The sequence below is a fragment of the Prosthecobacter sp. genome, assembly GCF_044222345.1.
Lineage (GTDB): Bacteria > Verrucomicrobiota > Verrucomicrobiia > Verrucomicrobiales > Verrucomicrobiaceae > Prosthecobacter.
In genome coordinates, this window is the sequence record NZ_JBGANL010000028.1 from 43,745 (window position 1) to 63,736 (window position 19,992).

Annotated in this window: 17 protein-coding genes; 11 read left to right on the forward strand and 6 right to left on the reverse strand. The window is 60.4% G+C overall.

Features of this window, described 5'->3' with window-relative positions:
• Positions 1 to 287 precede the first annotated feature (287 nt).
• Both ACILSL_RS15590 and ACILSL_RS15595 read left to right on the forward strand, forming a co-directional pair.
• Positions 288 to 1,562 (forward strand): PQQ-dependent sugar dehydrogenase, encoded by a 1,275-nt coding sequence (locus tag ACILSL_RS15590; RefSeq protein WP_395732972.1) that lies wholly within the window; start codon positions 288 to 290, stop codon positions 1,560 to 1,562.
• Positions 1,563 to 1,611: 49 nt separating this feature from the next.
• Entirely contained in the window at positions 1,612 to 3,024 is a 1,413-nt protein-coding gene (locus tag ACILSL_RS15595) for a sulfatase (protein WP_395732973.1), read from the forward strand.
• A gap of 37 nt (positions 3,025 to 3,061) precedes the next feature.
• Here the strand turns inward: ACILSL_RS15595 and ACILSL_RS15600 are convergent, their stop codons facing one another.
• On the reverse strand, positions 3,062 to 3,613 hold the full coding sequence (locus ACILSL_RS15600) for a heavy-metal-associated domain-containing protein (RefSeq protein WP_395732974.1): 552 nt from the start codon (positions 3,611 to 3,613) through the stop codon (positions 3,062 to 3,064).
• Positions 3,614 to 3,627: 14 nt separating this feature from the next.
• Positions 3,628 to 5,031, reverse strand: coding sequence for a DUF1501 domain-containing protein (locus ACILSL_RS15605; RefSeq protein ID WP_395732975.1), 1,404 nt, complete (start codon positions 5,029 to 5,031; stop codon positions 3,628 to 3,630).
• An 86-nt stretch (positions 5,032 to 5,117) separates the two neighbouring features.
• Between ACILSL_RS15605 and ACILSL_RS15610 the strand changes: the two genes are divergently transcribed.
• Together ACILSL_RS15610 and ACILSL_RS15615 are read left to right on the forward strand one after the other, a co-directional pair.
• Positions 5,118 to 7,736, forward strand: coding sequence for a M1 family aminopeptidase (locus tag ACILSL_RS15610; protein ID WP_395732976.1), 2,619 nt, complete (start codon positions 5,118 to 5,120; stop codon positions 7,734 to 7,736).
• A 6-nt stretch (positions 7,737 to 7,742) separates the two neighbouring features.
• Positions 7,743 to 8,114 carry a metallopeptidase family protein gene (locus tag ACILSL_RS15615; protein WP_395732977.1) on the forward strand — a complete coding sequence of 124 codons (372 nt, stop codon included), beginning with the start codon at positions 7,743 to 7,745 and terminating at the stop codon, positions 8,112 to 8,114.
• Positions 8,115 to 8,126: 12 nt separating this feature from the next.
• Here the strand turns inward: ACILSL_RS15615 and ACILSL_RS15620 are convergent, their stop codons facing one another.
• From ACILSL_RS15620 to ACILSL_RS15635, 4 genes are all read right to left on the reverse strand, one after another.
• Positions 8,127 to 8,828, reverse strand: coding sequence for an RDD family protein (locus ACILSL_RS15620; protein ID WP_395732978.1), 702 nt, complete (start codon positions 8,826 to 8,828; stop codon positions 8,127 to 8,129).
• Positions 8,829 to 8,897: 69 nt separating this feature from the next.
• Complete coding sequence (recR, locus tag ACILSL_RS15625) at positions 8,898 to 9,506, reverse strand: recombination mediator RecR (protein ID WP_395732979.1); 609 nt, start codon at positions 9,504 to 9,506, stop codon at positions 8,898 to 8,900.
• Between the two features lie 11 nt (positions 9,507 to 9,517).
• Positions 9,518 to 10,804 (reverse strand): adenylate/guanylate cyclase domain-containing protein, encoded by a 1,287-nt coding sequence (locus tag ACILSL_RS15630; protein WP_395732980.1) that lies wholly within the window; start codon positions 10,802 to 10,804, stop codon positions 9,518 to 9,520.
• On the reverse strand, positions 10,794 to 12,476 hold the full coding sequence (locus ACILSL_RS15635; RefSeq protein WP_395732981.1) for an AAA family ATPase: 1,683 nt from the start codon (positions 12,474 to 12,476) through the stop codon (positions 10,794 to 10,796). The genes ACILSL_RS15630 and ACILSL_RS15635 overlap by 11 nt, the downstream gene beginning before the upstream one ends.
• Positions 12,477 to 12,605: 129 nt before the next feature.
• Here ACILSL_RS15635 and argC point away from each other — a divergent pair, with 129 nt between their 5' ends.
• The 7 genes from argC to ACILSL_RS15670 are packed head-to-tail and all read left to right on the forward strand — an operon-like array spanning position 12,606 to position 19,991.
• Positions 12,606 to 13,655 carry an N-acetyl-gamma-glutamyl-phosphate reductase gene (argC, locus tag ACILSL_RS15640; RefSeq protein ID WP_395732982.1) on the forward strand — a complete coding sequence of 350 codons (1,050 nt, stop codon included), beginning with the start codon at positions 12,606 to 12,608 and terminating at the stop codon, positions 13,653 to 13,655.
• Between the two features lie 5 nt (positions 13,656 to 13,660).
• Positions 13,661 to 14,947 (forward strand): bifunctional glutamate N-acetyltransferase/amino-acid acetyltransferase ArgJ, encoded by a 1,287-nt coding sequence (gene argJ / locus ACILSL_RS15645; protein WP_395732983.1) that lies wholly within the window; start codon positions 13,661 to 13,663, stop codon positions 14,945 to 14,947.
• A 27-nt stretch (positions 14,948 to 14,974) separates the two neighbouring features.
• On the forward strand, positions 14,975 to 15,832 hold the full coding sequence (gene argB, locus ACILSL_RS15650) for an acetylglutamate kinase (RefSeq protein ID WP_395732984.1): 858 nt from the start codon (positions 14,975 to 14,977) through the stop codon (positions 15,830 to 15,832).
• 7 nt (positions 15,833 to 15,839) lie between these two features.
• Positions 15,840 to 17,072 (forward strand): aspartate aminotransferase family protein, encoded by a 1,233-nt coding sequence (locus ACILSL_RS15655; protein WP_395732985.1) that lies wholly within the window; start codon positions 15,840 to 15,842, stop codon positions 17,070 to 17,072.
• 13 nt (positions 17,073 to 17,085) lie between these two features.
• Positions 17,086 to 17,988: an ornithine carbamoyltransferase gene (argF, locus tag ACILSL_RS15660; protein ID WP_395732986.1), complete on the forward strand. Its 903-nt coding sequence runs from the start codon at positions 17,086 to 17,088 to the stop codon at positions 17,986 to 17,988.
• A gap of 8 nt (positions 17,989 to 17,996) precedes the next feature.
• Entirely contained in the window at positions 17,997 to 18,809 is an 813-nt protein-coding gene (gene murI, locus ACILSL_RS15665) for a glutamate racemase (protein WP_395732987.1), read from the forward strand.
• 60 nt (positions 18,810 to 18,869) lie between these two features.
• A complete protein-coding gene (locus ACILSL_RS15670) occupies positions 18,870 to 19,991 on the forward strand; it encodes an LptF/LptG family permease (RefSeq protein ID WP_395732988.1) in 1,122 nt (373 codons plus the stop codon).
• Position 19,992: the final 1 nt, after the last annotated feature.

Genomic DNA, 19,992 nt, shown 5'->3' on the forward strand with positions numbered 1-19,992 from the left:
AGGAGCACCCATCATTGGCATGCCATGAGAGGAGTGCAAGACGTGGAAAAACTTTCTCGCGGGTGCCTGCCGCAGCCGGTCAGGTGTAAAGCCCCTCCGCCGCTGGAATCCGGCTCACACATCCGGTTAATGGTCTGGCCATGAATCGAATGACGAAGGCACCCTTGGGCAGCTGATGCCCAGGAAAATCCCATGGCATCTGCATTTATCCCATGTTTTTCGAGCAAAACAAGAACCCAGGCTGTCAGGATGGCATGGTCCATGCAGTCAGAATTCCCAAGCTCCCGATGAAAATTTTCTTATCTCACCGCTGCTGGCTGCCCGCCTTGACGCTGGTGGCCTTTTTCACGCCAGCCTCCAGCTATCCGGCCATTCCAGAAATCGGCTCCCCCCTGCCCGTCCCGGCAGTGCAGGAAATCCCGCCACTGGAGCTGCCAGAAGAGCCGATGGCCGGAATCGTACTGCGCAAACTTGCCTTTGACCGTGAGTTCGACTCCCCCGTCATGCTGACCTCCATGCCAGATGCCGGCGGAGAGCAGGTCATCGCCATGCAGCGGGGGGAGTTTTGTGCTGTGCGGCTGGACGGCAGCGGCCAGTGGCGGCCCTTTCTCGATTTCCGTGAGAAGATGAAAGGCGTCGTGCTCTTCGAGGAGGGAGTCCACGGCATCGCCTTTCATCCCCGCTTTTCTGAGAACCGGCTGTTTTACCTCAGCTACTCGCAAAACGACCCCCGCCGCACCGTGATCAGCGAGATGCGCGCCTCCAAGGACTCCACCCCTGACTCACTGCCGGAGACAGAGCGCGTGCTGATGGAGATACCCCAGCCGCTGGCAGATCACTGGGGTGGCCACATCGCCTTCGGGCCGGACGGCTGTCTTTATATCGCGCTCGGTGATGGAGGTTTGCGTGATGACCCCTATCGCCTGGCTCAGAACCCCTGGGTCCTGCATGGCAAAATCCTGCGCATCGACGTGAACGGCCGCAGCGGCAAGCTGCCCTACGCGATTCCTGAGGACAATCCCTTCACTAAAGCGCAGACCGTTCGCCCTGAGATTTTCGCCCTCGGTTTTCGTAATCCCTGGGGGCTCTCCTTTGACGCGCGCTCCGGCCAGCTCTGGTGCGCGGATGTCGGCCAGGACCTCTGGGAAGAGATCAACCGCGTGGAGAGCGGAGCCAATTATGGCTGGAGTGATCGTGATGGCCCCGCAAAAAGCGCCTTCCACGCGCACAACTATCTCCCGAACACGACCACCACCGACCCCGTGCATGCCTACACCCGCATGCGTGGCGAAGGCATCTGCATCGTCGGCGGCCTGCTCTACCGTGGACAAAAACTGCCACAGCTCGACGGCGCGTTTGTCTTCGCCGACTGGGGCTATGGCACCGTCTGGGCGCTGGGGATCGATCCCGCCAGCGGCCTGCCCGTCCGCCGCAGTGTGCTGCACCGCAAGGACCCGGAGCACAAGTTCAACCCCACCCTCGTCACGGCAGATGTGGATGGCGAACCTGTGCTGCTCTCTCAGGACGGAGCCCTATATCGTCTGGAAAAGGATGACGATTGAGCACAGCTTCACTGCAAGACGCTGACCATGGCCGCGTTCAAGGCGGGCCATGACTCGTTTCTTCGCCCTGTTTCTGCTGCTCAGTTCTGCTGCGGTCGCTCAATCGAAACCCGACGTCCTCTTCATCGCTGTCGATGACTTGAACGACTGGGTGACCTATCTCGGCGGCCATCCGCAGACGAAAACCCCGAACATCGACCGCCTCGTGGCCCGGGGCACGGCGTTCACCAATTCGCACTGCGCCGCGCCGGCCTGCAATCCTTCGCGTGCGGCACTGATGAGCGGTTTGCGCCCGTGGCAGACGGGGATCTACACCAACGGTGATCCGGCGCAGGGCGTGATGAAGGATGTGCGCACGATCAACCGCCACTTTCTCGCCAGCGGTTACAACACCCTCGGCGGCGGCAAGATTTACCATGGCTACGGCAGTGAAGGACGCACCGATTCATGGACGAAATGGGAGGGGCTGTTTCCTTCCATTCAAGAGCACGAGGAAAACATGAACGGCCTCAACCGCGGCCACTTCGACTGGGGCCCGGTGAATGCCAAACCCTCGGACATGGGCGACTACAAAGCCACCGACTGGGCCATCAACCAGCTCAAGACGGCACCGACGGACAAGCCGCTCTTCCTCGCGCTGGGCTACATCAAGCCGCACCTGCCGTGGTATGTTCCCAAGGAGTACTATGACCGCTTTCCGCTCGCCGACATCAAGCTGCCTGTGACCAAAGAGCACGACCTCGACGACATTCCCAAAGCCGGCGTGCGCATGGCCGGCCCCGAGGGCGATCACGCCGCCGTAGTCAAAGGCGACCAATGGAAGAAGGCCGTTCAAGCCTACCTCGCCACGATTTCATTCCTCGATGACCAAGTGGGACGCCTGCTCGATGGGCTCGACCAAAGCCCCCGCAAAGACAAGACCATCATCGTCTGGTGGACCGATCACGGCTGGAATCTGGGTGAAAAGGAGCACTGGCGGAAGTTCGCCCTGTGGGAGGAGACCACCCGCACCTCCATGGCGATCATCGCCCCGGGCGTGACCAAGCCGGGCACGACCTGCCCTGCCCCGGTCGATTACCTGAACATATACCCCACCCTCTGCGAGCTCACCGGCCTGCCGGTCCCCGAACATGTGAAGGGCGCAAGCCTTATGCCGCTGCTCAAAGACCCCGCCGCCAAATGGGACGGCGTGGCCGTCTGCACCCACGGCAAGGGCAACCACGCCGTGCGCGATACCAACTGGCGCTACATCCGCTATGCCGATGGCACCGAAGAACTCTACGATCATACCCAAGATCCCTATGAATGGACCAACCTCGCCAACGAAGTCGGCATGAGTGAGATCAAGGCCAGACTCGGCGCGGCCATTCCCGCCGCTGATGCCGAAATCAAAGCCACGTCCGGCGGCGAGAAGAAGAAAGGCGAGGGCAGAGGCAAGAAGAAAAAGAAGGCCGAGGAGTAGCCTGAATCTGCATGACAGGGTGACTCGCAGAAGCCAGTCACTGCGCTTCATTCTCCACCGTGAAATCGAGCCCCAGACCATTCGGTGCGGGTGACTTCATCGCGGCGGCAAATTGCGCGAGACTCCAGCCCTGCGGCCCGGTTTTCTTTGGATCGATTCTGAGCTCATTGAAGTGGATGAGCAGCTCCCCCTTGGTCTTGTCCACCGTCTCCAGCGCCACCCAGTCTTTCCAGCGGGCAAACAAGCCGTCCACTTTCGCGGCATGCTTCGCATAGTCCGGCACATGGAGTTTTAGAGTTGCCAGATAAGGTTTGCCGTGAATGGGCAGCGCCTCGCGCACAGCCTGAGCGATTTGATGCTCGCTCACCTTCTTCGGGTCAAAGGCGACATTGGCATAAGCGTCTATCATCTGCAAGACCGTCGCATCTGCAACGCCCTTCGTTTCACTGATTGACTGCTGGACGATATAGACGCAGCTCCCGCACTCCACGCCTGAGACATAAAAGGTCATGACAGGCTGTTTTTCGGCGGCGTAGAGGCCGGCCATGCTGGAACCAAGGAAGAGGAGAAAGAGAAGTGTGTGTTTCATAAATAAGTACAAATTCAAACCAGCCCCCGGATCGGTTCCCCACGGGTTAGCATGCTGAGCAGGCTCGGCGGCAGGCCGTCGGTGACGCGTGCCTCGCCCACATCCACCAGCGTGTGCATGATAGTGGCTATCAAATCAGGAATCGTGACCGGCTCTGAGGCAGGCTCTCCGCCATTGCGTGCTGACTGCCCGATGACCCGCCCCATTTTCAAGCCGCCGCCATAAATCATGAGCGGCGCCAAGCCGCCCCAGTGATCGCGCCCGCCTTTGACATTGATCTTGGGCGAGCGGCCCATCTCACCGCAGCAGACGAGCATGATCTTTTCACTCAAACCACGCGACTCGATGTCCTCGATCAAGGCGGAAACCGCGTGATCAAACGGACGCCCCACGTAGTCCATGCCCGTGCGGCACGGGGCGTTGTTGTTGTCGGCATGCATGTCCCACACAAAGCTCGTGGTGACGGTGACAAAGCCGCAGCCGCGCTCGCACAACCGCCGCGCCATGAGCAGCAGCTTGCCCAGCGTTGCCGCGTTGTCGGCGTAATGCTCGCGGTTGTTCCACTGCGTGCTGATGCGGTCTTTGGGCAGCAGCGGAGCCGTATCATACCGGGCGATGAGACGCGGGTCCTCTTTGGAAAGATCAAACGCATCCGACACACCGCGCCGCAGCACATCGAAGGCAAGCGCTTGAAATTCCGACATGCCGGCGATGGACTGGCTGCCGTCCATGGTGCGCTGCCACTGATCCAGTGAAGTGAGCAGAGCGCGGCGATCGTCCAACCGGGACTGCGCCATGCTCAAGGTCATGTCCGCCTGCGCTCCACTGCCTGCGCCGGGCACAAAGGGCTGATAAGTAGAACCCAGTTCACCGCTGGAGGTGAAGTCGCCGAATTGCTTGATCACGGGTCCGGCGGTGGATAAAACCGCCTGCGGGAACAGCGCCACGTTCGTCGGCATCGCGCTGCTTTTGCGCAGCGGCCCGGCCATGCGTGAGTAGAGCGAGCCGAGATTCGCCTTCATCGTATCCTTGCCGACGATGGTCTTGATGTCATGCACCGCATCCCCCGTGACGAAGGAGCGTACGATGCTGAACTTGTCCGCCAGCTTTGCCAGCCGCTCAAACGTGCTGCCAAAGGTCACCCCGGGCAGCTTGGTTTTGATTTCCCCCGTGACGCTGCGGATCTCCGAGGGCGCATCCATCTTCGGATCAAAAGTCTCAAACTGCGACGGACCGCCGTGCATGAACAAGAAGATGACCGACTTGTCCTTGAGCAGCGACTTTGAGGAAGCCGCCCGCGACTTGAGCGCCATCAGATCACTCAGCCCGAGCCCGCCCAGCCCCAGTCCACCAATGCGCAGGAAATCACGCCGCTGAAGGCGTGAAGATCCCAGGCTGTGGTCGGAAAAGGTGAGCATGACCCTGCCAGATACGTCGGCTGGAGGGCACTCCTTCCTGATTGTGCTTGCCACCCGGCATCGCGTTCGGGATGCTCGACGCCATCATGCGCATCCCCCCTTTCATTCTTGCCGCTGCATTGCTGACTCTGGAGGCCGCCGCCGACTCCACGGAATGCCTGTACTGCAACAAGCATTTGCTGCCGCAGCCGCTGAAGCTCATCCCGGGCCGCAAATATGCACGGGATCGCCGGGCGGACATTCTGCATGTGAAGCTCGATGTGACTCCGGATTTTGCCAAGCGCACGGTCTCAGGCACGGCGACCCTGCGCTTCAAACCCATCGCTCTTCCCTTGGAGAAACTGGAACTGGATGCGGTGGATTTGAAGATCACCTCCATCACGGCCGCGGGTGCGCAGGTCGCGGAGCATCAGGTCACGCAAGACAAGCTCATCATCACCTTCACCAAGGCGATTGCACCTGATGCTGAAGCGACGGTCACCGTCACCTATTCTGCGGTGCAACCAGATCACGGCCTTTATTTCCGTACGCCAGAGATGGGCTACAAAGCAGGCGACACCCAGGTGTGGAGCCAGGGTGAGGCGGAGGAGCACCGCTTCTGGTTCCCCAGCTACGATTACCCCAATGAGCGCTTCACCAGCGAGGTCATCTGCCATGTTCCGAAAGGCATGCAGGTCATCTCCAATGGCACGCTGCAAAGCGAAAAGCCCGGCGACAATGGACTCGTGACCTTTCACTGGCTGCAGGACAAACCGCATGTGAACTACCTCATTGCGATGGCTGCGGGCTACTTCCACAAGCTGGAGGACAAAGCAGGCAATCTGCCTCTGGCGATGCTGGTTCCCCCGTCGCACACCGCGCAGGCGTCCAATGCTTTTGCCGACACCCGCAAGATCATCGAATTCTACCAAAAAGAAATCGGTGTGCCCTTTGCCTGGGATAAGTACTATCAGGTCTACTGCCTCGATTTCATCGCTGGCGGCATGGAAAACACGAGCTGCACTTTCGAAGCCGCGGACATGCTGTTCAATTCCGACACCGAACAGTTGCGCTCTTTGCATGAGCTTGATGCGCACGAGACCGCCCACCAGTGGTTCGGTGACCTCGTCACCTGCCGTGACTGGTCCCATCTCTGGCTCAACGAAGGCTTTGCCAGCTACTACACCATCCTCTATGAGGAGCAGAAGCTCGGTGCGGATGCGATGAAATACGCCCTCTGGAAAGAAGCCCAGCAGGTGTTTCAGGCAAACGACACCCGCCCCATCGTCTGGCGGGACTACGGCGATCCGATGCAGCAGTTCGACACGCGGGTCTACCCAAAGGGAGCCTGGGTGCTGCACATGCTGCGCAGCCAGCTCGGTCCGGATTTGTACCGCAAATGCATCCGGACGTATCTTGAGCGCCACCGCAGCAGCATCGTACGCACCGAAGACCTGCAGGATGTCATTGAGGAAGTCAGCGGGCTGTCGTTTGATCAGTTTTTCGACCAGTGGCTCTTCCATGGCGGCGTGCCGGAATTGAAAATCGACTATGCCTGGGACGTCGCTTCCAAGCAGGCCCGGATCACCGTCCGGCAGACTCAGAAGCTCAGCGAGCAGGTGCGCCTCTTCCGCGTGCCGCTGCCTGTCGGCTTTGCCATCCCCGGGCAAAAGGAGCTGCTGCATGTCAAAGCAGACGTCAGCAAGGAGGTCGAAGACTTTTACTTCCACCTGCCCGCCCAGCCGGAACTGGTGCGCATCGATCCCGATTACACCGTGCTGGCCAAAGTTGCTTTCACACCGCCAGGCCCCATGCTCGACAAACAACTGCAGGGCGACATCATCGGCCGCCTGCTCGCCATCAGCATGCTCGGTGACAAGCATATCGACAAGCTCGGCAAAGCCCTGCGCGAAGATGCCTCCTACGCCGTTCGAGCAGAGGCGGCAAAAACTCTCGCCAAAATCTCCGAACCCGAAGCACGCGCTGCCTTGATTGCGGGCAGCAGCAACCAGCCCGACGCACGCGCTCGCAGAGCCATCGTTCAGTCTCTTGCTGCACTGACGACAGCAGAATCGCAGGAAACCCTGTGGAAAATGGCCCAGAGCGAAAAGAACCCCGACATTCTCGCCAGCATCATCGAAACCTGGGGCGCGCGCCCCGGAGATGCCGCAGTGGCCGCAGCAATTCGCACCCACCTGAACGGCACCAGTTACAATAACTCACTCCAGCTCGCCGCCATCAAAGCACTGCGTGCTCAGGACGACGAATCGGCCGTTCCTGCAATGCTGGCCCGGTTGAAATCGCTCAACGATCTCCGGGGTCGCGATGCTGGCATCGCCTTCGATGCAGTCGCCTTCCTCGCGCGCCGGCCCACGAATACGCAACGCGATGCCGTGCGTGAATTTCTCTCCAGCAAACTCACCGACCCTCGCCACGCCTGGCGTCTCGCCAGCACCAGGGCCCTCGGCACTCTGCGTGATCCCAAGGCGCTCGCGGTCCTGGAGCCGCTGCTCGCCAGTGGCAATGACCGCATCGATCCCGTGCGCGAGGCAGCCGCCAAATCCGTGCAGGACATCCGTGCAGGCTTGGAGAGCCCCGCCGATCTCAAAAAGCTCTGGGACCGCGTGCAGCAGTTGCAAAAGCAGGCCGAAGACCAGCAGAAAGAGCTCGAAACCCTGAAGAAAAAATCACAGCCAGCCGCCGCCGAAAAGAAAACGGGCAAGTAAAACACCATGCGATTCCCACGCCTTCTCACCATCGCCACCAAAGTCGTCAAAGACACGCTGCTCTCACTGCCGACAGAAATTCGCAATGAAGCAGGAGACTGCCGCATTGAGCTGACGGAGATGGATGCGCTGGTCGACATTGATGAAGACCTTGATCCCGACCTGCTCGGCCTCTTTGAAGGTCTCTCCCGCAGTGACGGGCTGCCGGAAACCCCTGATGAAATGCCGCGCATACGACTGTTTCTGGACAACCTCTGGGACGAATGCGCCGGTGATCTCGCGACCTACCGCCATGAAGTGCGCATCACCTTCCTCCACGAACTGGGGCACTATCTCGGCCTGGATGAAGACGAGGTGGCTGCACTGGGACTGGAATAGCCAGAACCCGAACTAGCATTTAATGACCTGGGTGCCAGCGATCAGGTCATGAATGCAGCGGCGATCTTCCCGGAAGATGAAACAGATGTCGGTGATCGAATAGAGCATGCCGAGCAAGGGAATGGCGCCGATGATGCCATTGACAAAGCCACGGAGCAGCACCGCTTTGACGAAACCGGCCTGCTGGCAGTCGGGGTGAGTCACAATACTGATTCCCATCCATTTTTTCCCGAGCGTCTGCCCCTTGGTGCTGAGGAGGACCAGATTGTAAATCACCAATGCCAGAAAGCCGATGCCTGCCACTGCAAAGCCCACCGTGGCCCCGCCACTCAGCCCTTCCTGGTGCTTGTTCTCAGCCATCCCCATGCTGTACATGGCAACGGCATAGGGCACCCCGATGACGACCATGGCCACCAGACCATCGAGCACGGCAGCACCAAGACGTTGCCCCAGCGAAGCCAGCTCCCGGGCGGGAGCCATGGAAGGAGAAATCACATTGGCCCTCGGAGCCGCATAGGGATTGAACACAGGCTGCACCGCCTCCGCCTGTGCTCCGGCACTGAAGCGGCCGCCCACCGGCTGCCAGTCAGTCATTCCCTCCGTCCAGAGCAGATCTGTTGGCAAAATGCTGCCTGACGCGAGACCCGACTGCACATCCTGTTCAGCATAAGTCCCTAGCTGCTGACCATCTCGTGCGATGTGATATTGGCTCATGACGTACGATTGTTAGAAATGATGCCGAAAAGTCCAGCGAAGGATTTGCCAAACCCCATCTTTTTTATTCTAACCCATCTTCCTACGACCATGCAGGGCCTGATAAAGCGTGAGTTCGTCCACATGATCGAGTCCTCCACCCGCAGGCATGCCCTGGGCCAGACGGGTGACAGCAATGCCAGCCGGACGCAGCAGATCGGCGATATAGCTGGCGGTGGCCTCCCCTTCGACATCGGAGCCGAGGGCGATGATGACTTCCTCTGTGTGGAGGTCCCGCACACGATTGACCAGCGACTCCATGCGCAGGTCTTCCGGCGTCACATTGTCGAGCGGTGAAAGCCTGCCGCCGAGCACATGGTACAAGCCTTGAAACGCGCCTGAACGCTCCATGCGCAGCACATCGGCGGCCTGCTCGACCACGCAAAGCTGGTGCTGCTGGCGGCGCGGATCGTGGCAGAGCAAACACTCGCTGTCGCTTTCAATGAAGAACCCGCAGTGATCGCAGGGTGTGATGCGCGCCCTGGCCTCCAGCAGCGTGTTGGACAGCAGGGGGATGCGCTCATCGCTCCTCTGCAGCAGCCAGATCATGAGACGCTCCGCGCTACGCGGCCCCAGGCCGGGCAACGACTTGAGCTGGGCGACGAGACGCTGGATCGCAGGTGGATAATCAATACGCACGGCAAAAAAACTCAGGTCACAGCGAGCTTGCGCGAATGTTTGGGGATTTCCTTACCCGGCGAAGATTTTTCCTTCAGAGCCAGATCCACACGCTCCATGAAGTACTTGAGCGGCGCATCCTCACGGTCTTCGATGACGGCGCTGTTGAAGCTTTCCTGCGCCTGCTTCAGATCGCCTTTGCGATACTGCACCACGCCCTGCCAGAAGGAGTCACGGGCACGGATGTCCGGCTCAGGCAGCGTGCCTTTTTCGGCGAGCAGTTCATACACCTCGCTCATCTGGCTGGAACCCACGGTGCTGACCATTTCCATTGGACGCACCTCGGCATTGTCCTTCGCCAGTGCATACGTCCTCGCACTCAGAAGAACCCTGCTGCCGTACTCGGCGTTCAAGACACACAGCTGCGTGGCAAAATCGATCACCTCACCCACCGCACTGAAACTTTCAAAGTGGCTCACACCAAACAGACCGCAGATCGCCGGTCCGGTGCTGCATGCCACACCAATCTGCGCCTTTTTGCCGAAGCGCTGCTCAATCTCCCGCGTCAGCGTGGCCACGTGGCTGCGCAAAACTGCGGCCACCTGCACGGCGTGCAGGGCATGATTCTCGTCTGTGAGCGGAAATCCAAAGAAGACACGCACCTGACGGGCATTGCAGTCATCCAGATAGGCACCACGCTCGATGAGAAAACCTGAAATGCTGCGCTGAAAATGCGTGGCCAGCTCTTCGAACTGCAGCGCCTCGATGCCCGTGGAAAGCTCCCCATGGTTCAGCAGGCGGCAGGTCAGCACGGTGATTTCACGGCGCTCCGTCATTTTCGCGGGATTGTTTTGATCCGCGAGTTCCTCAAACAGACGCGTGGACAGACGCCCGACAAAATAATCGCGCATCACATGGCAGCGGTAAGCATTGACCGAGCCGCCGACGGCAATACCCGCGATGCCCGCGAACCACAACGCCAGCACCCCTGATATGGGCTCAAACAAAACCCCGCTCATGGCCATGATGCAGGCAAAAGTGGTCGTGAGGAAGGTGCCGCCAAGAAGGAACGCAAACCGCCGCCACTGCGAGGGCATCTCGATGCAAACCCACGCGCTGATGAAGGCCATGCATGTGTAGTAGCCGTATTGCAGCCAGAGCATCTGCTTCAAGCCGCCGGCCGGCAAAATAAAACCGCGCGCATACAGCACGGCAAACCATTCGGCGGTGGCTTTGAAATAACCAAAATGATACAAGGCCAGCAAAGGGATGCAGACCAGCACACCAATGAACATGGCGGCGACATGATTACGATTCATGGGCAGGAGTGTCAGGGGTGATGTCGATGATGTTGTTGGAAACCGGCTCAGGCTGGCTGCGGCAGGCCTTTACGACGAGCTCGCTGACATACCTGTCAGGATTCGCGATCGCGTCCGGAGTGATGACAAAGCTCGTCGCGCCGGTGCTGCGGGTGACAAGCTTGAGACCGAAAGGATAATCTTTGAAGAGCTTCGCGCACATGGCCTCCACATGCAGCCCCTCGCGCTGTGCGCGGGCGGCCACGGCGGCGATGGCTTCGCTCTCAAAGTCGAGCAGGAAGCCATGCTCGCGCTGAAAGCGCTCTGCAAAAGCTCTGACCTCACCCGCATGGGCGGCACCGAGTTCTCTGAACTGGCTGACGGCCTCTGCACGGCATCTGGCAAGCGCCTGCTCAGGCTCTTTGACCAGCGCGCCATCGACGTGCAGTTCCGGCAGACCGAGGCTGGGCATCTCGAATTTGAAGTCGCGCAGCACGCGCTCCCAGGCGGTGACAAGCCCCCGTGCACCCGTCTTTTCATCCTCCGCACGGCTGGCGATCTCGCGCAGCGCATCGTCCTTGAAGACGGCTTTGACCCCGTAGGCGGCAAACTCGCGCTCATACTGGCGGATGAGGCTGCCCTCGGAGTTTTTCATGATCTGAAACATGTCGTCCGCACTCAGCGGATCACACACCACGCGCACGGGCAGGCGCCCGATGAATTCCGCCTCGAAGCCGTAGTCGATGAAGTCCTTCGTGCGTGCCTCGCGGAACAAATACTCGGAGGAGGTGTCTTTCGTGTCTGCGGAGACAAAGCCGATGGATTTCCGGTTCGTGCGCTTTTCGATGATCTTTTCCAGACCGCCAAACGCACCGCTGACAATGAAGAGAATGTTGCGTGTGTTCACCACCTCGCGGCCGGTGCGGCCTTTGCGGGTGTCAAACATCATCTGCATCTGGCTGCGGATGTCGTTCGGCGCATAGAGTGCCACTTCGGTTTCCTCCATGAGTTTGAGCAGGGTGGTCTGCACGCCGCGCCCGCTCACATCGCGCCCGAGTCTTTCAGGGCCGCTGCTAAGCTTGTCGATTTCATCCAGATAGATGATGCCGTGCTCCGCGAGCTCGATGTCGCCGTTGGCCTTGGCCACGAGATCACGCACCAGGTCATCCACATCCGCGCCAACGTAGCCGGTTTCGCTGAACTTGGTCGCATCCGCCTTCACAAACGGCACGCCAATGAGATCGGCGATGTGTTTGACGAGGTAGGTCTTTCCGACGCCGGTGGGGCCGATGATGATGACATTCTGCTTGGAGAATTCCAGCCGGGCACCGCCTGACTCCGCCGCACGGTCATCCCGCAGCATCTGCGCGTGGTGGTAGTGGTCACACACCGCCGTGGCGAGCACTTTTTTGGCCTCATCCTGGCGGATCACAAAACGGTCGAGGTGGGCCTTGATGTCAGCCGGGCGGTAATTGAACTCGAAGACCCGGCCATTGTCGGGCTTGGCCTCCTCGACGGGCTTCTCCTCGCCTTCCGGCAAGGGGCGTCCGCCAGGGCCTTCCACGCGGGTGAAGAGCACCTGGCCGCCCAGGGTGTTTTTGATGAAATCCTCCAACTTGCGCGTGATCTCCTCCGGACTGCCGGGCGCTTTGGGTTTTTCGGTCTCTGGGGGTTCGGGCGTGGGATCGCTCATGGGGGTACTGACAGTGCGCGAGGCGAAGCCCGCTGACAAGCGGCACGATGCGTGCTCTGGCGGGGCGAGAAATGACCTATTTCAGGGTTGCATGCCCCCCATGACATCCCATACTCCGCCCCCCGCAATATGTCCGCACCCGTCAAAGTCGCCGTCGTAGGAGCCAGTGGTTACTCTGGAGCAGAACTGCTGCGCCTGCTGCTGCGGCACCCCAACGTGGAACTGGTGGCTGTGACCTCGCGCTCGCTGGCTGGAAAAGCCCTCTCCAAGGAGTTTCCACGCTTCCGCAGCGTGGGCGTGGCCGATTCCCTGACCTTCACCGCTCCTGACGCCGCCGCCTTGAAAGCCGCCGGTGCCGAGATCGCTTTTCTCGCTCTGCCGCATGGGGTTTCCGCCGAGTATGCCAAGCCCCTGCTGGAGCTGGGTCTCAAGGTGATCGACCTCAGCGCGGACTTCCGTCTGCGGAGTCCGGCGCTCTATGAGGAATTCTACGGCCATGCCCATCCTGCGCCCGAACTGCTGGATGAAGCCGTCTACGCCCTGCCGGAGTTACGTGAGGAACAGATCAAGAGCGCGCGGCTCATTGCCTGCCCCGGCTGCTACCCCACCAGCATCCTGCTGCCTCTCCTTCCATTGCTGAAGGCGGGCCTGCTGGCGGAGTCCCCGCTGGCCGTGGCCAGCATGAGCGGCGCCAGCGGTGCCGGACGGAAGGAAAGCATCCCGCTTCTCTTCTGTGAAGTGCAAAACAGCGTGCGCAGCTACAGCGTGCCGCTGCACCGGCATCTGAGTGAAATCGGGCAGGAACTCGCCATCGCCGCAGGTCGTGAGGTGAAGCTTTCTTTTGTCCCCCACCTCATGCCAACGCATTCGGGCATCTGCACCACGACCTTCGCGCAGCTGCAGCCAGGAGTCACGATTGAACAAATCAGCGCGGCGCTGCATTCGGCCTACGATTCAGCACCCTTCGTGCGTTTGCTGGGGGTGAATCAGTCTCCAGACACCAAAAACGTCACCGGCACCAACTTCGTGGACATCGGCTGGTCCTATGACGCCCGCGCAGGACAGCTCATTTTGATGAGCACCGAAGACAACATCGGCAAAGGTGCTTCAGGCCAGGCCGTGCAAAACATGAACCTCATCTGCGGCTTTGAGGCCACCGCAGGCCTGTTGTACGTCTAATTTTTATGGCGACCAAAGTACACGACGAACGCGAATGCCGCGTCTCTTTCAAAGTCATCGACGGCGGTGTCACCGCTGCCAAGGGGTTCCGCGCCAGCGCCGTGACCTGCGGGATCAAGAATCCTGAAGCAACGCGCCTCGACCTCGCGCTCATCGTTTCCGATGGCCCAACGACGACGGACGCGGTTTTCACGACGAATAAAGTCCGCGCCGCTTGCGTGCGCGTGTGCCAGCAGCACATCAAGGAAAGCGACACCCGCGCCATCATCGCCAACAGCGGCAATGCCAACGCCTGCACCGGTGTTCAGGGCATTCAGGATGCGAAGGCCATGACCAAGGCCGTGGCTGAACAGCTTGGCGTAAAAATGCGCCAGGTCCTCGTCTGCTCCACCGGCATCATCGGCATGCCGATGCCCATTGAGCGTGTGATTGTCAAAGTGCCCGACGCGGTGGCCAAGCTGAAGTCCGACGGCTCCGAGGATGCCATGCGTGCGATCATGACGAGCGACACGCAGCCCAAGTCCTTTGCGGTCGATGTGCCCTGCGGCAAAGGCAGCTTCCGCATCGGCGGCATCGCCAAAGGGGCGGGCATGATCTGCCCAAACATGGCCACCATGCTGTGCTTTATCACCACCGATGCCAAAATCGGCAAGGATGAGCTGCACCGCTCCATGCGCTACGCCGTGGAGAAGAGCTTCAACTGCATCACCATCGACGGCGACACCAGCACGAACGACACCGTCATCGTGATGACCAACGGCCAGTCGGATGCGCCAACCATCAAAAAGGGCTCGCCCGAGGCGGAACTCTTCCGCTGCGCGCTGCACAAGGTGATGCTGGAACTCGCCAAGATGATCGTCTGCGACGGCGAGCGCGTGACCAAGTTCGTCGAGATCCGCGTCCGCAATGCCCGCACGCAGGCAGATGCCCGCAAGGTGGCCGAAACCGTCGCCAAATCCCTCCTCGTGAAGTGCTCCTTCCATGGCTGCGACCCGAACTGGGGCCGCATCATCCACGCCGTCGGCTATTCCGGCGCACGCATCCGTGAAGAACTCATCGACATCTACTTTGGCGGCCTGCAGGCCTGCAAAGGCGGACTGGCCACGAAAACGCCCGTTGCCGAAATGGAAAAGGTCGTGCAGGAGCCGAAGTTCACCGTCACCATTGATCTCAATCTCGGCACCAGCGGCTACACCGTGTATACCAGCGACCTGTCCGAAGAATACGTGGATTTCAACAGCGCGGAATACTCCGCCGCCATTCACGCGAAACGCCAGAAAGGCTTCGCCTGACCGGTTCACGCAGTCACCTTCATCGCGATGAATCCCCTCGACGCTCAAATCACCAAATCCGCCGTACTTCTTGAAGCCCTGCCCTACATGCAGAGCTTTCGTGGCTGCACGTTTTTGATCAAGGTCGGCGGCAGTGCGATGGAAGACCCCGTGCAGGTGGACTCCTTCCTGCGCGATGTCGTCTTCCTCGAAGCCGTGGGCATCAATCCCGTCATCGTACACGGTGGCGGCAAGGCGATCTCGAAGGCCATGACCGAGTCTGGTCTGCAGGCCAAGTTCATCAACGGCATGCGCGTCACCGACGACGAGACGATCAAGATCGTCGAGGAAACGCTCGCCCGTGTGATCAACCCGGAGATCGTGAATAAGATCAACGCCTTTGGCGGCAAGGCCGTCGGCATCCCCGGCACGGAAGTCTTTCTGGGCGAAAAGATGAAGGGCGATCTCGGCTGGGTCGGCGAAGTGAACGACTGCAAGCTCGGCCTCATTCAAGCGGCTGTGGCGGGCGAATTCGTGCCCGTGGTGTCTCCCGTCGCCCGTGAGCTTGCCTCTGGCAAAACGCTCAATGTAAACGCCGATCTTGCAGCCTGCGGTCTGGCCAAAAGACTTAAAGCCACCAAGCTCATCTTCCTCAGCGACGTGCGCGGTGTGATGCGTGATCCGAAGGACGACTCCACGCTGATCCCCAGCCTCGACGAGGCCTCCATCGCCAAGCTGAAAGCAGACGGCATCATCAGCGGCGGCATGATTCCCAAGGTGGATTCTTCACTCGATTCTCTGCGTGGCGGCGTGGGCAAGGTGCATCTCATCGACGGCCGCCTGCCACATGCGCTGATTCTCGAAATCTTCACCGACGGCGGGATCGGCACGGAAATCCATTTGTAATCCTGAGATGAGAACGAGTGATCAACTGATGCAGGAATTCGTCCTGCCGAACTACGGTCGTTACAACGTTTGGCCGGTGCGTGGCGAAGGCCCGTACGTCTGGGATCGTGATGGGAAAAAGTATCTCGACTTCGCCGGCGGCGTGGCCGTGTGCCCGCTCGGTCACTGCCCGCCCACGGTGGTTAAGGCGCTCACCGAGCAGGCAAACACCCTGATCCACGTTTCGAACTGGTACTGCATCGACAAGCAGGCTGAACTGGCGCGCATCCTCGTCGAAGAATGCGTCGGCATTGCCGGCAAATGCTTCTTCTGCAACAGCGGTGCGGAGGCCAATGAAGGCCTGCTCAAACTGGCACGCAAATACGGCCAGCAGACCGGCGGCCGCTACGAGATCATCACCTTCACCGGCTCGTTCCATGGCCGCACGTTCGGTGCCATGACCGCCACGGCACAGGAGAAAATTCACGGGGGCTTTGGCCCGCTGCCACCGGGATTCGTCTATGCCCCGTTCAACGACATCGCCGCCCTCGAAGCGGCGATCACCGACAAAACGGTCGCCATCTTGATGGAGCCGATTCAGGGCGAGAGCGGCGTGAATGCCGTCACTCCCGAGTTTCTGCGCGCCGCCCAGCGGCTGTGCCGTGAGAAGGATCTGCTGCTGCTGCTGGATGAAGTGCAGTGCGGCTTTGGCCGGGCAGGCGAGATGGCCGGCTGGCGCAGCATCATTCCAGGAGATGAAATTCAGCCCGACGGCATCAGCTGGGCCAAGGCCATTGGCAGCGGCTTCCCGCTGGGCTCCTTCTGGGTCAATGACCGCCGTGATCTGAGCAAGACACTCGGTCCAGGCACACACGGCACCACCTATGGCGGCTCTCCCCTCGCCTGCGCCGTGGGCATTGCCACGCTGCGCACGATTTTGGACGAGCATCTCTGTGACAACGCCAAAGCTCGCGGTGCGACCATCGCAGCGGCGGCCTGCTCGTGGAATCACGTGCTGATCAAAGAGGTGCGCCAGCTCGGCCTGTTCATCGGCTTTGAACTCAATGCCGAAGCCATCTCCGCAAAATCCGGCGGCAAGCTGCCATCCATCTTCCTCGCGCAGCAGCTGCTGGATGCCGGCATGATGGTCACCCCCGCCGGCCCCAATGTGGTGCGCTGGCTCTCACCGCTGAACATCACCGCAGCCCATGCCGACGAAGGGCTCGCCATCTTCAAGAGCGTGCTCGATCAGCTCGCGTAAAACCCGCCAAGATATGAAACACCTCCTTTCCATCGAAGAACTGACCCGGGAACAAATCGAGAGAATCGTCAATCTGGGCTGCGTTCTGAAAAAGGACCGCAAAGCTTCACCGCAGGTGCTCACCGGCCAGCAGTGGGCGCTGATTTTCAGCAAGTCTTCGACACGCACCCGCGTCAGCTTTGAAGTGGGCATTCGCGAACTGGGCGGCGCGGTGATGTTCCTCTCCAGCGCCGACATCCAGCTGGGACGCGGCGAACCGATCAAGGACACGGCACGCGTGATGGGCCGCATGATTCATGGCGCGGTCATCCGCACCTTCGCCCAGCAGGATGTGGTGGACTTCGCCCAGTACAGCGGCATCCCCACCATCAATGCGCTGACCGATGACGAGCACCCCTGCCAGGTGCTGGCGGATTTGCAGACCATTCAGGAACGCCTCGGCGGCTGGAAAGGCAAACGCATCTGCTTCCTAGGCGATGGCGACTGCAACATGGCCCGCTCCTGGATCTGGGCCTCGGTGCATCTCGGTTTTGAACTCGTCATCGGAGCCCCCAAGGCGTTTCAACCGCAGGAAAGCTTCATGCATCGTGTGCCCGGCAACACCGTGAGCATCGTCGATGATCCCGCCGAAGCCGTGGGTGCCTGCGATGTCGTTTACACCGATGTCTGGGTCAGCATGGGCAAGGAGGCCGAAAGCGCCGACCGCATCGAGACCCTCAGGCCCTGGCAGATCAACTCCGCCCTCATGAAGCACGCCAACCCCGGCGCGCTCGTCATGCACTGCCTGCCCGCTTATCGCGGCAAGGAAATCACCGAGGAAGTCATGGAAGCCCACGCCGATTTGATCTTTGACCAGGCAGAAAACCGTCTGCATGCGCAGAAGGCGATCATTGTGGAGCTCACGCGGAAAGGGTGATCCCTGCCATGAGCACTCCCGTCACCGCCAGCAGCCCTCTCGGCGTTTTTGACTCCGGCGTTGGAGGCCTGACCGTCGTGCGGGCGCTGCGGGATCTGCTGCCCAATGAGTCGATCGTTTATCTCGGTGATACGGCGCGGGTGCCATATGGCTCGAAATCCCCGGACACAATCCGGCGCTTCTCGATGGAGGACACCCAGTTCCTCGTCTCCCAAGGCGTGAAGGCCGTGGTGGTGGCGTGCAACACGGCCACGGCGCATGCCCTGCCGGTGCTGCAGGCCACGTTTCGTGTGCCGGTCATCGGCGTGCTCGGTCCCGGAGTGGAGGCGACGCTTGCCGATGCCACCTGCGAGCGGGTGGGCATCATTGGCACCGCAGGCACGATTCGCAGCCACGCCTACCAGCACGAAATCGCGATGCGGCGGCCTGACATCATGATCGAGGCTCGGGCCACCCCGCTCCTGGTGCCCTTCGTGGAGGAAGGCTGGACGGATCACCCCGCGCTCAAGTCCGTGCTGCGAGAGTATTTGAAGCCAATGCTCGACAAAGGCATCGACACCCTGGTGCTGGGCTGCACCCACTACCCACTGCTGGTACCGGTGCTGAAGCGCATGCTGGGGCAGAAGGTTCGGCTGGTGGACTCCGCCAGCACCTGCGCGGCACATGTGAAAGCCAGCCTGGAGCAGGGCGGCCTGCTGCGGACGACCAAATCCAAACCCACCCTCGACATCTACCTCACCGATCATTCCGAGCAGGCGGAGAACCTCGCCAAGCGCTTCCTCGGCACCGATTTCGGCAAGGTGAAGAAGGCCGTCGTTTGAAGCAGCCTATGGCAATCTCAAATTGCCCCGCGATGAAGACTCGCTAGCCTGACCGAACTCATGTTCCCGCGCATCTTTGACCGCTATCTTGGCCGCCAGGTCGCATCAGCCACGCTGATCGGTGTGGCGCTGCTCAGTGGCGTGATGGTGCTGGGCAATGTGTACAAAAAGCTGGACCAGCTCCTGGGCAATACCGAACTGCCCACTTCGGTGATCGCGGAGTTTGTGATGCTGGTCATTCCCTTTTCGCTCATTTTCACGATTCCCTGGGCCTTCCTGACAGGGATTCTGCTCGTGTTTGGCCGTTTGTCTGCCGACAATGAACTGGTCTCCCTGCGCATGACCGGCATGTCCATGCCGCGCATCTGCGCCCCTGTGTTTGTTCTGGCCATAGCGCTGAGCGGCATCTGCCTGTGGGTGAATGTGAGCCTCGCGCCGGCGGCGAAGGACCGCATGAAGCGGCTGTTTTATCAGGTGGCGGTGAAGAATCCTGAAACCTTGTTCCAAGAGGGCCAGGTGCTGGAGCGCGTGCCCGGCTACCGCATTTACACCAGCAAGCGCCAAGACAAGACCCTCACAGACATGCACATCGTCATGCTGAAGGGTGCCGAGGCCAGCACCTACATCCACGCCAAGAAAGCGACCCTTCACCCCACTCCGGGGTCGATCGACCTGCAGATGGAACTCGAAGGCATGACGGAAGAGACCGTGCCTGTCAATGGTCAGGGCCAGCTAGGCGGACTGGCCATGAACAAGCAATGGCTGAAACTGCCGCTCTCAGAAATGCAGAAGGACACCGTGCGGGTGAACGCCAGCATGAAGACCACCAGCGCCCTGGCTGAGGAAGTGCGCACCTGGAAGGACACCGTCACCGGCGAAGCGCTGACGCCTGTGTCACGCTCCCTGTCGCTCACCGAACTGAGCAAACGCTACAGCTTTTCGATGGCCTGCTTCACCTTCGCCCTCGTGGGTATTCCGCTGGGAGTGACGGCGCAACGCCGTGAGACCTCTTCGGGCTTCGCCCTGAGCCTGATCACGGCCACGGTTTACATCGTCTTCATCATTCTGGCAGACACGCTCAATGACACACCGGCGGCGATGCCCCACCTCATCATGTGGCTGCCCAATGTGATCTTCCTCGGCATGGGCGGCTGGCTGTTCTACAAGCTCAGCCGGAAGTAAA